Genomic DNA, 14773 nt, shown 5'->3' with positions numbered 1-14773 from the left:
CCCACTGCCTTCAGGGCGTGGGAGGAGACCCAGGGACACTCCAGTCTCACGCACCGGACGGGAGTTTCTGCCCCTCGTCCGGATCCTGAGATGTTGATTTCTTCAGCCGACGTCCAGACGCAGGAGATCTTCCTCCGTCTCACGCCGGACGATCGCCCGTGCCGTGCCGCCGGTGACGGCCACGACGGGCGGGCGCAGCGCATGGTTGTAGTTGCTCGCCATCGAGCGGCAGTACGCGCCCGTGGCCGGCACCGCGATCAGGTCCCCCGGCGCGAGGTCGGCGGGCAGGAAGGCGTCCCGGACCACGATGTCCCCGCTCTCGCAGTGCTTGCCCACGACACGTACCAGCATCGGTTCCGCGTCGGACGCGCGGGATGCCAGAGCGACACTGTATTCGGCGTCGTACAGCGCCGTCCGGATGTTGTCGGACATGCCGCCGTCGACCGAGACGTACGTGCGCAGCCCGTCGAGCGGCTTGATGGTGCCCACCTCGTACAGCGTGAAGGCGGACGGGCCGACGATGGCGCGCCCCGGCTCCACGGAGATCCGCGGCACCCTGAGCCCCGCTGCGTCGCACTCCCGTTCCACGATCTCGGTGAGGGCCTTGGCGATCTCCTGGGGCTCACGGGGGTCGTCGTCCGAGGTGTAGGCGATGCCGAGGCCGCCGCCGAGGTCGATCTCGGGCAGTTCCACGCCGTGCTCGTCGCGCACCTGGGCGAGCAGCGAGACCACCCGCCGGGCGGCGACCTCGAAGCCGGCGGTGTCGAAGATCTGCGACCCGATGTGCGAGTGGATCCCGACGAGTTCCAGGCCGTCGAGTCCCAGCGCGCGGCGCACCGCCTCGGCGGCCTGCCCCTCCGCGAGGGCGATACCGAACTTCTGGTCCTCGTGCGCGGTGGCGATGAACTCGTGGGTGTGCGCCTCGACACCCACGGTCACCCGGATCTGCACCCGCTGCCGCCGGCCGAGCCGCTGCGCGATGTGCGCGACACGCACGATCTCCTGGAACGAGTCGAGCACGATCCGCCCCACACCGGCCGCCACGGCGCGCTCGATCTCGGCGGTGGACTTGTTGTTGCCGTGCAGCGCGATCCGCTCGGGCGGCATACCGGCGTCGAGCGCGGTGGCCAGCTCCCCGGCGGAGCAGACGTCGAGGTTGATCCCCTCCTCGGTCAGCCAGCGCACGACGGCCCGCGACAGGAACGCCTTGCCGGCGTAGAACACGTCGGCGGCGGGCCCGAAGGCGGTCTTCCACGCGTGCACGCGGGCCCGGAAGTCGTCCTCGTCGAGGAAGTAGGCGGGCGTCCCGAACTCCTCGGCGAGCGCCGTGACGTCGAGACCGCCGACGGTCAGCACCCCGTCGTCGTCGCGGCGGACGGTCCTGGCCCACACCTTGGGGTCGAGGTCGTTGAGATCGGCGGGCGGGGCGAGCAGGTGCCCGTCGGGCAGCACGTCGGCGTGCCGGGGGCCGGCGGGGTGGGCGGAACGGCTCATGGGTGCTCTTTCGGTGCTGGGTGGGGTGCTTGTTGTCCGGTGCTGGGTGGGGTGCTTGTTGTCGGGGGCGTGCTTGTTGCGGGGGCGTGCTTGTTGTCGCGGGGGCGGGGCGTTCGGTGGTCGGCGCTGGGTCGGCGCTGGGTCGGGGCGGCGCACCGCGGGGCCGCGCTCCGTTGCGACGGCCGGGTGCGGCGTCGTACGTCAGAGGGTGTCGGGGGCGTCGATGCCGAGCAGGGCGAGGCCGCCGGCCAGCACCGTCCCGGCCGCTTCGGCGAGGGCCAGCCGGGCCCGGTGGGCGGCCGAGGGTTTCTCGTCGCCGACGGGCAGGATCCGGACGGCGTCCTGGTACGCGAGGTAGGCGTCCGCGGTCCGCACGAGGTGCCGCGCCAGAACGTCGGGGGCGCGGCGGCGGGCGGCGGTGGCCAGGGTCCGGGGGTGGTCGGCCAGGAGGGCGGCGAGGGCGGTGGAGGCGGAGGTATCAGAGGTGTCGGAGGTGTCGACCGCCGGATCCCCGGGGGTGGCTGCGGCGGCGGGCGCCGAGGCGGCGGGCGGGGTGGCTTCGGCGGGCGTGGTGGGCGTGGGGACGGCGGAGGCGGCGGGCCCGGTGGCTTCGGCGGGCCCGGTGGCTTCGGCGGGGACGACCGCGGGGCCGGGGCCAGGTCCTGACCCGGACTGGGGCTGGGGCTGGGGCTGGTGCTCAGGCCGCGGCGCGGGAGGGGCTCCCGTGGGGAGGCCCAGGTCGCCCGGGGCGGAGGTGAAGCCGAGGTCGGCGGCGTTGCGGACCAGGGCGCGGGTGCGGGCGTGGGCGTAACGCACCCGGAAGAGAGGGTTGCTCTCCCGCTGGACGAGGTGGTCCTCGGTGATCCGGGGCCGGTCGTGTGCGGCGGGGTACAGCAGTGCCCAGCGGCCGGCGGCACGGCCGAGCGTGAGGGGGTCGGCGGGGGCCGGAACGGGGCGGATGCGGGTGGCCGGGGCAGAGGAGCCAGCGGGCACACCGCCGCCACCCACGGCGGCGGTACCGGCGGGACCGGTGGCTTCGGCGGGGGCGCCTTCGCACGGGCCGACGGCTGCGTACGACTGGTCGTAGGACGGTTCGCGCGACCGGCCGTAGGACGATGACTGGTACGGCGGCACGCCGAACGCCACCCACGCGGGATCGGGCCCGGCACCGTCCTCGTACCGGAGCAGGGTGGGGGTGCCCTGCGACCGGAGGATGCGGGCAACGGCGTCGGCGAGCACGGCGGCACGGACGCCGGGGGCGATCTGAAGGCGGACGGGGGCGTGTTCAGGGCGCTCGGGGTCGGAATCCAGGGGTGCGGGGCGTCCGGGGGCGGAACGGGAGCGTCCGGGGGCAGGGCCGGGGTGCACGGATGCGGCGCCGGCGCGCAGAGAGGAGCCCGCAGCGGGCTCAGCGGGCTCCCCCGGCGCCGTAGCCTTGACCGGCTCCGTACTCTTGCCCGGCTCCACGGCCTCCGTCGGCTCCGTAGCCTTGACCGGCGCCGTACTCTTGCCCGGCTCCGCGGGCTCCGTCGGCTCCACGGCTTCCGCCGGCTCCGTGTGCTCCGTCGAGGCCGAGCGCACATGTCCGTACGGCCGAAGCGGCCCGTGCCCCCGGACGTGCCCGTACGCTGCCCCGTCCCGCAGCACATCCCGTACGAGAACGGGAAGCCGCCTCCCGTCGAGGCTGATGTTGAGGAAGCCGGGCCCGGTGATCTCGACGCCGGCCACGCCCGGCGCACCCAGCAACCGCGCCCGCAGCAGCTCGGCGACCTGCCGCGGCGACCGCCCCGCGGGCCGCGCGAGCTGGAGCGCGATCCCGGTGGCGTAGTCCCCGCACCCCCCGGGCCGCGGCCGCTCGACGACGGCCCGCGCGGGCACGGCCACGCTCAGCTCCCCCTCGTCCACAGCACGGCGCACGGCGTGCAGGACGGTACGGGAGAGCTCGACGGGAGTCACGGGACAAGCGTATGGGAGGCAGGGGCCGGACCCGCGACCTGGTTTCGCATCCTGGAAAGGGCCGAGCGGGACGACAGGAGGAGCCCCAGCCCAATCGAACGTCCCCCACACAGGACGGCCCCCTCCGCGGAACGACGATCCGCGGAACGACCATCCGCCGAACGCCCCCTCCGCAGAACTCCCCCGGGGCGGGGCTCAGACGCCGCTACCCCGCCAGGCACGCCCGGCGGGATCAGAAGGATCCGAATGATCAGCGGGAGGAGAGGAGGGAGCGGGAGGAGCGGACCGCTCACGACGCTCATCAGCCTCCGACCCCACGACCCGTCCGGGCCCATGAGCGGAAAACCGATCCCTCTCGGCAGCAGAACGCCGCCCGCCATCGGACGGGAACGGGCGCGACGGCCGCCCCCCGTCGGCCGCACCGGCGGCACCGCCAGCCCCCTCGGGCCCGCCAGACCCGCCAGGGCCGCCAGATCCTCCGGAGCCTCCGAGGTCAGAGGCCGCACCCGCACTGCCCTGACGCCCCACTCGCCGATGCTCACCTAGCCGCGCCCGCTCACCGCCACGGGCCTGGCCCGCAGGACGGGAATGGTCACCGCCCTCGGCGTGCCCACCGGCACCCATACCCCCGGCGGTCTCGTCACGCAGGGAAAGACCACTCACACCGACATCCGCAACGGGGTGCTCGCCCGCCTCCGAACCGGACTGCACGCCGGGCCCCGAACCGGACGGCCCCCCGAGATCACCAGGAGCCGGACTCCCAGGCCCCAGGTCAGGATGCCCCCCGGGATCGGTGTGCGGCAGGAAGCCGGAAGACCCAGCAGGATCAGCATGATCGCCGAGACCCGCGCGCTCACCGAAGTCGACGCGGTCACCGAGACCCGCACACTCACCGAGGCCGGCGTGGTCGCCGAGGCCGGCGTGGTCGCCGAGGCCGGCGTGGTCGCCGAGGCCGGCGTGGTCACGGGATACCCCCTGCTCCCCGGAGTCGGCGGGACCGGAAAGGCCCCCGGCCGCAGGAGCGACCCGCTGCTCCAGCACCAACCGCACCGTCCGCACCAGATGCGCAGGCTCGAAGGGCTTGGAGATATAGGCGTCGATGCGGGAGCCGGGCCCGAACCCGGCCTCCTGGGGCGTACAGCCGCTGACTATGACTACGGGCAGGGCACGAGTCCGAGGATCGGACCGCAGGAGCTGCGCGGTACGCAGCCCGCCCAGCCGGGGCATGACCACATCAAGAGTGATCACATCGGGCCGCACCTGGTGCACGACATCCAGACACTCGGCACCGTCGGCCGCGGTCACGACCTCGAAGCCCTCCAGCTCGAGGTTGACCCTGATCAGTTGCCGGATGACCTTGTTGTCGTCGACAACAAGCACCCGCCCAGACGCCCCAGGCACAAGTCGAGCCTAGGTCGCCCCCCACCGCCGCGTCCGGCTTTTCCCCACTTCCACCCCCTCCGGGGGACCCGGAGGGACCGCCGGCCCCCACCGACGACAGCCCGCAGCCCCCGACGAAACCCGTTCATGACCACACCACCCGAGCTGATAGGGTTCTACCCGTCAGCGCGAAACACCGCGGGACGCGCCCCCGTAGCTCAGGGGATAGAGCAACGGCCTCCGGAGCCGTGTGCGCAGGTTCGAATCCTGCCGGGGGCACCCTGTATGAGGTGCCCAGAGACCCCGTCATCAGCGGAAGCGCTGAGGGTGGGGTCTTCGCTTATGCGCAGGCGTATGCCGCCCGGAGCGGCCGTATGTCGGGGTCCGCGGACGAGGCGTTGACGGGATCTTGGAACATTCCCGCAGGTGATGAGACTGATTGGCGTCGAGCGAACCTACTCCCCGTTGTCGTCGTCCAGGTTCTTGGACCATGCTGCCGGCGGGGAACATGGGCCTGACCGAGTGGGCTATCGTGCCGTCCTCAGCCGCCCCCGCAGACAGACGTATGGACGAGTTGGGGGACCTCGTGGATGTGACCACGCTGGCCGTCGCACTCATCAGCGTGGGAGGGACGCTGGGCGGAACTCTGGGCGGGGCAGTGCTTAGCCAGCGCGCCAGCCGGGCCGAAGCGGCGTAGCAGAACCAGCGTGCCGACCGCGAACGAGAGCTGGAGCGCAGTGAGCAAGCGTTGCAAGCCAAGCGCGATCTCTATGCTCATCTCAACACTGCGGCTCGCGCTTACCGGGTTGCCGCCCGAGACGCCGTCCGAGCAGCCGAGCGTGGTGAAACCGTCGATCCCGCAGTCCTCGACGCCGCAAAGGATGACTGGGGTGACCAGTACTCCCAGGCTCAGATGGGACTGCTGCAGGGTTGGGTGACACCTGACCTGGCTTGCTGAGAGGCGGCCTGGAAGGATGTTGCAGTGCCCAAGCCGTATCCGAAGGAGTTCCGCGAGGACGTCGTGCGGGTCGCGCGCAACCGCGAGCCCGGCGTCACGCTGGAACAGATCGCCGCCGACTTCGGCGTCCACCCGATCACGCTCTCGAAGTGGCTGCGCCGCGCCGACACCGACGAGGGCGCCAGGCTCGCAACGACGTCGGGCGAGGCGGCCGAGCTACGCGAGGCCCGTAAGCGGATCCGGTTGCTGGAGCAGGAGAACGAGGTGCTCCGGCGGGCAGCGGCGTATCTGTCACAGGCGAACCTGCCGGCAAAATGATGTACCCGCTCGTCCGCGAGCTGGCCGCCGCCGATGCCCCTCACCGGGTGCCGGTGGCGGTGACGTGCCGGGTGCTGAGGCTGGCACGCCAGCCCTACTACCGGTGGCTGGCCTGCCCGGTCACCGACGCCGAGCTGGCCGAGGCGTATCGGGCCAATACCCTCTTCGACGCACACCGCGACGATCCCGAGTTCGGTCACCGGTTCCTGCTCGACGAGGCCCGTACTGCCGGTGAGCCGATGGCCGAGCGGACCGCCTGGCGGATCTGCCGGGACAACGGCTGGTGGAGCGCCTTCGGCAAGCGCAAAGGCCGCGGCAAGAACGCCAAGGCTGGGCCGCCGGTCCACGATGACCTGGTGCGGCGCGACTTCACCGCCGACGGGCCGAACCGGTTGTGGCTCACGGACATCACCGAGCACACCACCGGCGAGGGCAAGCTCTATCTGTGCGCCGTCAAGGACGCCTTCTCGGGGCGCATCGTGGGCTATTCCATCGACGCCCGCATGCAGTCCCGCCTCGCCGTGGCCGCGTTGGAGTCCGCCGTCGCCCGCCGCGGCCAGGTGGCCGGGTGCGTGGTGCATTCGGACCGCGGCTCGCAGTTTCGGTCACGGAAATTCGTCGCCGCTCTCGTCCGCCACGGACTGGCCGGCTCGATGGGTCGGGTCGGCGCAGCGGGCGACAACGCTGCGATGGAAAGCTTCTTCGCGCTGCTGCAGAAGAACGTCCTCGACCGCCGTACCTGGGCCACCCGTCAGGAGTTGCGGACCGCGATCGTGACGTGGATAGAGCGCACCTACCACCGGCGCCGACGCCAGAGACGCCTGGCCCGTTTGACCCCCGTCGAGTACGAGATCATCATGACCCCACCTGCAGCACTGGCTGCATAGACCCCCGCTGTCACCCGATCATGCAGCAGTCCCGCTGCCTTGCCGAGACGGGACTGACCATCAACCCCTGATCACCGAAAACGACATCACGAGTTCAAGCTCAGTAAGCAGTTCCGGCTACGCGAGTTGGGGCCCGACCGAAGCTGACGGCTTCGAGGGAAGCCTCCAGTGCGGCGGAGAACTCCAGCTCTCTGTGATACCGAGAAGTCCACCGCTGCCAGCGGGACGGGTGCCTCGGTCCATCGCCAACCTGAAACGTCTGACAGCCCGAGGCGACGAGCCTTTCAGCCACCCACTCCACTTGTTCGCGATGGTACTTCCGTGCCGCACCGGTCGGTTCGGAGATGCCGTAAGCCAGCAGCACTCCATCACAGACAGAGAAAGCTGGTTCCATCTGCTGTCTAGCCTGGGCCCATCCGGCTGGAGTTGCTCCGAGTGTCGAGATGTCCGTGACGGCGCCTGAGGGAACGGAGAACAGGTTCCTGATCGTGAAGGTCTCGAAGCCGAGAAGGTCACGGGCCAGCCCAAGCCGCGCTCTGGTGCGCTCGCCGCTCCCCAACGGCGGATTTGCGAGGATGCACAGTAGCCCCCGCCTCGGAAGCGCCTCGTCAGTCGGTTCCGTCATTCGCATACAAGATGTCGGCGATGCGAGTGACTTCGCTGTTACGGACATCCTCAGCGAGCTTGACCAGGCCGAGACTCATGAGGGTCTCGGCGACCTCTGCCGGGTCATCACATTCCGGATGGAATGCACGCACTAGGTCAAAGAGCTCGCCGCTTGGGTCAAAGGAGCCGACGTTCATGTTCTGCCCGTCGCCGGCGCGGCCGAAGTCGCCTCCGCGTACCGGTTCAAGGTTGAGCCGAAGGGCGTAGGCGAGACCTAGGCGGACCAACTGCTGCTTCTCTCGGAATGGGAATCGGGCGCTGATCTCGTCTCGAGCGATCTCAGCGCGGCCAGTTAGGGCAATGTTCACGCGTCCGCGCGTGGTGGTTTCAGACACTGTGAAGCTCCTGGATGTTGGTCTCGTGCGCGGACGCTCCTCGAGACAACTCGAACTCGGCCAGCATTCGACCTCGGAGCAGGTCTCGTGCAGTCTCGCGGGGGAGCTCACGCTCGTGAACCAGAAGGAACACCTGCGAACTGAGCTTGTCAAGATTGGCGACGACGCCGTCAACATGGTGGTCGTCGAGGCGTCCGAAGGGGGAGTCCATGACGAGTGGCCCACTGATGGGGGAACTGGCCTGCAGACCGCCCAAGAGTGACAGCGCGACTAGGTGCTCGTAGCCAGCACTCCGGTGCTTTACAGGGGTTCCGGATCGGTCAAGGATACGCAAGCCGTAGGACTCGTTTATCGCAAGCTTCACGTAGTCCCTCTCGGATCGCATGCTCTGGAACAGTTCGGTGGCCTTCTCCTGGATACTCTCCTTGAGCTGGTCACGATAGATCACGATCGCCTTCTGGTAGAGGTCCGCGAGGGCCTCCGCAGTCCGCTGCCGCTCGTAGACACTCGGGTCGGCCTGGCCCGCGCCGGTCTTGCGGATCTGCTCTTCGAGCTTGGTTACGTTCTTCTTGGCCTGCTCGTATTTCTCCCACTCGTCTTTGTAAGCAGCCTTCGCTTGTCGCAGGAGAACGCTGACGTGCTTGGAGCGCTGGACGAGCTCGGTTAGCCCCGTGTCCTGCCCCTTCAACTTGTCCTCGAAGTCGTCGATATCGTCCTGATAGTCCTCAATCTTCTGCTGCAGGTTCAGGTAGTTTTCTTCGACAGTTTTCAAATTGGCCCGAAGTTCGTGCCCTCGGCCGGACTCGCGCAGCCGCTTGAGGCTCGCCTTGAGGGCTGCCGCCTGGTCCTCTTTGGCGCTCAGCTCGCTAGAGTCGGAGCTCTGAAGGTGTTGCTCAAGGGCAGCGCGATTGTTGGAATTCAGACGGGACTCGCACACCGGGCACGTATCCGTGCCAATAGCCTTGTAATGGCGGGCGAGGGTGGCCGCGAAGCGCAGCTCATCCAACTGCTCTTCGATGGCCTCCAGCGCCTTGGTGTCCTGTTCGATGCGGGCCTCGATCGGCTCCACGAGCACCGCCCTCCACGACTCTGCGAGGAGGTTTTCGAACTCTTCCTTAGCCGCGTCGCAGTGCGCCTCTGCCTCCTTAAGTCGCTTGAGAGTCTCGTCGCGCCTGGTCTTGAGCTCGAGCTTGCCTGACTGCTCCGCCAGCTGCTGGTCGAGCTGGGCCGACTCAGCCTCCAGGTCTTTGGCCTTTTGATCCTCCGCCTCGTAGTTCTGGCGGAACGCACGGAGACGAGCCTGCTCAATACCAAGAGCCTGGCCGAGCTTCTTCGTCTTCGAGTCCCGCTTCGCAGCAGCAGCGACCAGCTCGCCGGCGCGCTCAGCCACCCGAGCACTGTCTCGTGCTGCGTTCTCCAAAATGGGAAGTCCGAGGATGCGTTCGATGGCATCGCGGAGTGTGGAGCCAGCGGTGCTGTCGTCATCGAGAAGCTTCTCGTACTGATCGAGGAGCTCTCCGTCGAACAGGAAGAACTGCTCAATCTCTCTGGGCATCAGCTCAGCCACCTTGCGCTTAGCATCGGCGGCGCTCAGAGCGACCGCATCACGACGCAACGTGAGCTCAGTGAAGTATTCTTCCCCCTTACGGATGAGGGAACGAGTGAGATCCCACTGCGCACCGTCCGCTTCGAACTCGAGGCGGACACGGCATCGAACTGAGTCGCCGGACGCCTCCGCAAGGGCAACCTTGTTGGTGATGTCCTCGAGTGGCAGTGGGCGGGTGCTCCGCTTGCGAACTTCACCAGTCCAAGCCCAGCGGAAAGCATTGAGCAGAGACGTCTTGCCTTTGCCATTCCGGCCGTAGATGACGACTACGCCGTCCTTGTCGGGGACGTTGATCTCCTGCTCGCCTATGAAGACGAGGAAGTTCTCAACGGTGAGCTTCTGGTATCTCAAACCTCAACGCTCCTGTCCAGGTGCTCCTGGATGACACGGGCCACGGCCTCCTGTGCGCGGGGTCGATCCTCGACGTACCGCTTCTCGATCTCCACGATGCGCTGAACCAGCACTGAATCGACGCTTTCGCCAAAAAACCGTGAGCGCACTGATTCAATCACTTGAGCAAGGTTGTCTGGCATGAGCTCTACTCCTACAGAAGTACTTGCGTTCACAGTGCCGCACGAAGTGAGTGCAGCCACAGGCTAGTTGTCCACCTCCTCGCCGGAACCGAGGAACTCATAGAGTGCCCCGAGATCGCCGCCAAGTTCTACGACTAGCCGCTCCAGCGGGTCACGAGCATCACTATTCAGGGCATCTCGGGCGAAGTTGCCCGCGCGGGCGAGCTCACCCTGAAGCAGCGACATCCCCGACGCCTCCTCAAGGGTCTCGGGCTGCAGGATCGCGTCGTAGACGGTGGCGAGGCTCTTCCCTTCGATCTTGCGCAGCACGCGCCCGCGACGCTGGATGAACTCTCGAGGATTCCTGGATGACGCCAGGATCAAAGCGTGGTCCGCGTTGGGGATATCAACACCCTCGTCCAAGCACTTGATCGAGACGATCACGCCACCGTTCTCATCAAAGTGCCGCAGCGTTGCCGCCTTATCTCCCGGCATGTCCGAAAAGTACTCATACGCGTCGATCCCGGCGGCACGAAGGCTGTCAGCAACGTCCTGCATCTGGCCCTTATCGTCGCAATAGACGAGCCAACGCTGTCCAGGCTTGTAGCTCTTGGTCACCACCAACCTAGCTAGAGGCGTCTTGCCGGCAGCCTTCTTAGCGATCCGAGCTCGCCGCATCGTCAGGGCCCTGATGCGTTCCCGCTGGCTGTTGGTGGCACCGCCAGGCGAGTTGTGGGACTGCGCGACGAGCCGTCCGATCTTCTTGCTCAATTCGTCCCAATGTTCCTGCTCCTGCGGGCTGAGCCGAACAAGCTGTGGATAGTAAAGGTAGTTGCAGAGAGTGCCGGCCTTCAGGGCGTCCCTGAGCGTGTAGCGGTGGATGACCCCACCGAAGTAGTCGAGAATCGCCAAGGTGCCTTCCGGATCTCCCGCACGTTCTGGCGTCGCCGATAGACCTAGACGTGCTACGGCATCAATCTCCAGAATCTTCTGGTATGACGCAGCCCCCAGGCGGTGAACCTCGTCGCCGACGAGCAGGAGGTCCTTCGCGCGCGAGGCCTGGTTCACGAAGGGCGTCTGAGCTGCCGTGGGAGCAAGGGCAACCACCACGCGCTCCGAGGCAGGCTGTGTCAGCCAGTTGTGAAGCCTCGTCTTCCAGGCGGATTCACCGTCGCCGCACAGATGCACTCGGCGACCCGTGTCCTCAATCTGTTCCTTCCACTGGCGCGCAACCAACCGCGAAGGGGCAACCACAAGAGCGGGCCCTTCGTGTCCGACGATCGCAGTGATGCCCGTGACCGTCTTGCCTGACCCAGTCGCGTGGGCAAGGATCCCTCGCTTACCGTGGCTCTCCCACTCGTTGAGTCCTGCGATCTGCTGCTCACGGAGGGGCCGACCATCGGGCGCAGTACGGACGACGAGGGCCGGCTCCATACCCACAGTGATCTCAGCCGCGAGCTCGCGCCAGTCAACGCCTCCCGCCTGAGTTTCCAGCCAGTGCCGGAAGGGCGCGGGGAGGGCTAGGACTTCAACCCCGTCGCTCTTGCCGGCCCAAAGCTTCTCGAAACGTTCGGTAGATCGCTGGACCCTGATACTGTCATTGCGGCCCGTCCAGCTCGTCCACGCATCGAACGACTCGACGTTGCCGTCCGAGGCGATACCGAAGCGGGTCTCATTCAAGGACCCACGGAAGCCTATGCGCTGCCCATCCGCATCAGTAAATAGTCCCACCTTGTCGTGAAACATGCGCCGATCGTCGAGTGAGGCGTTGGCAACCCGAGCGAGGCGGATATCAAGGAGTCTCTCTGAAATCAATGCGGCCAGAGCGAGCGCTGGCTTGCGGAGCTGGTCGGCGGCAAGCAACGCATCGAACTCGGCCCGCAGCACGGCAGCAAGAGAGTTGTCGTCGCGAGCTTCATAACCGCGTTCGATGCCCTGTGCGTCTTTCTCGGCGATCCGGGGTGAGCAGAGAATTCGGATCCTTCCTCCGCGGTCCACGAACTCAGGCAGCGCTTCCCAGTACAGCGCCAGAGCGCTGCTGGCGAAGAAGCCCGTAATCCGGTCGTAGGCGACGGCCTCACTTAGAGCTCGCAGATAAAACTCGCTGAGGATGTCCTCCCTGTCGCTCGCATACTCCGGTTCGGGAGTCCATCCTGACTTGCCCCAGCCACCACCGCTCACGAGATGAGCCTTTCGATTGACAGTTGCCAACGCAGCTCTAGCGCTTCCGGCAAGGTGTCCGGACGTGACGCGACCACAGTCTCCGACTCGTCAGTGCCGCGGAGCTTCCTCGTCTGTCGAGCCACTCCAAGAGACATCGCCTCTAACAAGGTGTCCTCCAGGATCTGGACCCCCTTTGAGTGGGGGATACCTTTCCCAATGTCGTGGGCGTCCGCGTCCCACAGGGCAAAGACCTCCAAGTTCGGGTTGTAACCAGCGAGGATGACGTGCGCGTCGTCGGTGGTGTCAAAGTGCCGATCCTTGTTGGGCAGGATGATCTGAATGCGGTAAGCACCCTGCTGCCGCTCCGACAGATGTGTCGTCATCGTATACAAGTAGACGCGCATGAGAGGAGGCAACGGAGCTGCTGCGCGCAGGTCGAACGGCCTTTTATCAAGCTCCAGAGTGTCGCCAGAGCTGCAGCGGTCTGCGAGGGACGCGGCGAAGAGCCGGTTTGCAAGGCGAGTGCCCGCACCAGCTCTGGACCGCCTCACCATGGGTGCCAGTGTGCCCAACGACTCCGGAAACAGGGTGAAGTCATCCCCAGCGTGCGCTGTCACGGCCTACTCCGCCGTGGCGTCTTCTGCCGCGAGCTTCGTCTTGTAGAACGCCTCGAACTCTGTGAGCGCGGCGTGTGCTTGATCCGCAAGCTTCCTCGCCTTGTTGAGCCGGCGCTTCGCGTCACGGCGCGCTGCGGCAGCGTCGTCAGCCCACGCCTTCGCGCGCTCCACTGCAGCAGTCACAGCCTTATCGGCGTTCGCATCGAGGGTTACATCAGGATTCCACTCGGCGGCGAACTTGGCTTCCGCGAGGTTCTCGCCCGCACGCAGGAACTCTACCTCGGCGGCACCCAGAGCCGCTTCCGCAGACTCTACGGAAAGCGACGCCTCTGCGACGGCAGACTGCACGGCAGTGATAACGAGCGGCTGGCCATCCTCCGGCAAGGACACCGTCCCTGTCCGTGCTTTCTCATAGAGGACCTGGGCGTCAGGAGGGTTCACCCCCGGCAAGAACCGCATGATGGAGAGCGCTGCGTAATCCCGGCTGAGTTCGAACGAGTACCACTTGCGGCCAAGTTGTTCCGCGACCATCCCCGTGGTATTCGAGCCCGAGAAAATATCAACGACGACGTCACCAGGCTTGGTCAGGAACTCGATGAAGAATCGCGGCAGCTCACTCGGGAACCGGGCAGGGTGCGATTGCATGTCAAGCGCGCGGCACAGTCGTAGGTAGTTCGAGTTCGACTCCGTGTTGGAGACCTGCAGCAGGTTCGGTGGGATTGAACCACCGTTATCGGTGCCGAAGTGCCTTGAGATCGAGTGCTCGCTGGGGCGGAGGGTCGCCTTGTAGTATTTTTCCGGATCCTTGAGGAGACGCTCCATGTTCTTCGAGTACGGCAGCAGCACCTGATTGACGTCAGCCTGCGGCCACTCAGTCTTCGAGAACCACCAGACCGTATTTACGGCATCCTTAACCCGAATCCGGCGCTTATTCACCCACTCGAGTGGACTAGGGAGTTTCGCCGGATTATACCAGAAGAACTCCTCCGCGAGGTGGTACTTCAATTCGTCAACGAACTTCAGCAGGACACGGTAAGGGTAGAGGGATCGAGTCGGACTGCCCTTGCGGTAGGCGTTGCCGATGTCAACGACGAGGCTCCCGGTTGACTTCAGGACGCGCTTTGCGGCCTCACCGAACTGGGCGAGCCAGTCGACATAGGCCTCTTGATCTTCGTTGCCGTATGCCTTCTTCCGCTGCAGGGCGAAGGGCGGGCTCGTGACGATCAAGTCCACACTCTCGTCGTCGAGGCCCTGGAGCAGCCTCAAGGAGTCCCCGTGCAACTGGGTGCCGCGGGGTGTCGTGTAGACCTTCTGATCGTCCGTGAAAGTGGTCAACGCGTCCTTGCCTCAGATGTACTCGTCCAACGTGTGTCCCGCGAGCGGAAGTAGCATGCGCCGACGTCCCAGGCAAGTAGGGCCAGCCTGACAGCTGTCCCCGTGGCCACACTCCTGCCGAGGTTCCGTTCGGCAGCTAGCCGACGATACACAACGTCCAAGTGGGCAGAGTCGGGGCTTCCAAGTAAGTGCCCCATGATCTTCGCCCCGCTGCATCGGGGCACTTGGCCGACAGCCTGACCGCTAGCCTCGCGCTTTCGCGAGGTGGACCGTCAGAGGGCTGATCAAAAACGCGAGAAGCGCTCCTGAACTGCAACGATAGGGCTTGTCGCGAGACCCGTACGTCGCGAAGAAAGAAGCACTTCTCAGGTGATGAAGCGTACCGGGTCCTACCCTCCTGTCTGCGTAGAGGGCGGCGGTCTGGGGCGGACCGGCCTGGATCGGGCAATACCGGCTGCGCTGGCGCCGTGGCGCCGCCTCCGTGCCATGCATGATCCGGGGGACAGTTCGATCCCGTAGCCTTCGCCCAGCACCTCGCCGCTGACA

9 protein-coding genes, 1 tRNA gene and 2 pseudogenes are annotated in these 14773 nt (G+C 66.5%); 2 read left to right on the top strand and 10 right to left on the bottom strand.

Going from position 1 to position 14773, the window contains the following annotated elements; translation table 11 throughout:
- Positions 1-102: 102 nt before the first annotated feature.
- From lysA to ACSMXW_RS26270, 4 genes and pseudogenes are all read right to left on the bottom strand, one after another.
- Complete coding sequence (lysA, locus tag ACSMXW_RS26285; RefSeq protein ID WP_485799872.1) at positions 103-1494, bottom strand: diaminopimelate decarboxylase; 1392 nt, start codon at positions 1492-1494, stop codon at positions 103-105.
- A 201-nt stretch (positions 1495-1695) separates the two neighbouring features.
- Positions 1696-2310: pseudogene (locus tag ACSMXW_RS26280) on the bottom strand (DALR anticodon-binding domain-containing protein); the annotation flags it as partial.
- Positions 2311-3234: 924 nt separating this feature from the next.
- Positions 3235-3372, bottom strand: a pseudogene (locus tag ACSMXW_RS26275) (ArgS-related anticodon-binding protein NrtL); the annotation flags it as partial.
- A 273-nt stretch (positions 3373-3645) separates the two neighbouring features.
- Complete coding sequence (locus ACSMXW_RS26270) at positions 3646-4830, bottom strand: response regulator (RefSeq protein ID WP_485799871.1); 1185 nt, start codon at positions 4828-4830, stop codon at positions 3646-3648.
- A 207-nt stretch (positions 4831-5037) separates the two neighbouring features.
- On the opposite strand from ACSMXW_RS26270, the gene ACSMXW_RS26265 reads away from it, so the two are divergent.
- Both ACSMXW_RS26265 and ACSMXW_RS26260 read left to right on the top strand, forming a co-directional pair.
- Positions 5038-5109: transfer RNA gene (locus tag ACSMXW_RS26265), tRNA-Arg, on the top strand.
- Between the two features lie 703 nt (positions 5110-5812).
- Positions 5813-6993, top strand: a protein-coding gene (locus tag ACSMXW_RS26260) for an IS3 family transposase (RefSeq protein WP_485797810.1) whose coding sequence is annotated in 2 segments (ribosomal slippage) — positions 5813-6097 and positions 6100-6993 — 1179 coding nt in all. Because the reading frame shifts where the segments join, the coding sequence is not laid out codon by codon here.
- A 608-nt stretch (positions 6994-7601) separates the two neighbouring features.
- Here ACSMXW_RS26260 and ACSMXW_RS26255 read toward each other — a convergent pair.
- From ACSMXW_RS26255 to ACSMXW_RS26230, 6 genes are all read right to left on the bottom strand, one after another.
- The gene (locus ACSMXW_RS26255) at positions 7602-7994 is read right to left on the bottom strand and encodes a hypothetical protein (protein WP_361461125.1); all 393 of its coding nucleotides are present in this window, start codon (positions 7992-7994) and stop codon (positions 7602-7604) included.
- The gene (locus ACSMXW_RS26250) at positions 7987-9951 is read right to left on the bottom strand and encodes an AAA family ATPase (RefSeq protein WP_485799870.1); all 1965 of its coding nucleotides are present in this window, start codon (positions 9949-9951) and stop codon (positions 7987-7989) included. The genes ACSMXW_RS26255 and ACSMXW_RS26250 overlap by 8 nt, the downstream gene beginning before the upstream one ends.
- On the bottom strand, positions 9948-10133 hold the full coding sequence (locus ACSMXW_RS26245; protein WP_485799869.1) for a hypothetical protein: 186 nt from the start codon (positions 10131-10133) through the stop codon (positions 9948-9950). Before ACSMXW_RS26245 ends, ACSMXW_RS26250 begins: the two co-directional genes overlap by 4 nt.
- Positions 10134-10196: 63 nt before the next feature.
- Entirely contained in the window at positions 10197-12293 is a 2097-nt protein-coding gene (locus tag ACSMXW_RS26240) for a DEAD/DEAH box helicase family protein (RefSeq protein WP_485799868.1), read from the bottom strand.
- On the bottom strand, positions 12290-12829 hold the full coding sequence (locus ACSMXW_RS26235) for a hypothetical protein (protein ID WP_485799867.1): 540 nt from the start codon (positions 12827-12829) through the stop codon (positions 12290-12292). The genes ACSMXW_RS26240 and ACSMXW_RS26235 overlap by 4 nt, the downstream gene beginning before the upstream one ends.
- 66 nt (positions 12830-12895) lie before the next feature.
- Positions 12896-14227 (bottom strand): DNA-methyltransferase, encoded by a 1332-nt coding sequence (locus ACSMXW_RS26230; protein WP_485799866.1) that lies wholly within the window; start codon positions 14225-14227, stop codon positions 12896-12898.
- Positions 14228-14773 lie beyond the last annotated feature (546 nt).

Source organism: Streptomyces sp. DSM 116793 (genome assembly GCF_057320905.1).
Note: the sequence above shows the minus strand (reverse complement) of the source record. Positions and strands in the feature narration are given on the sequence as shown.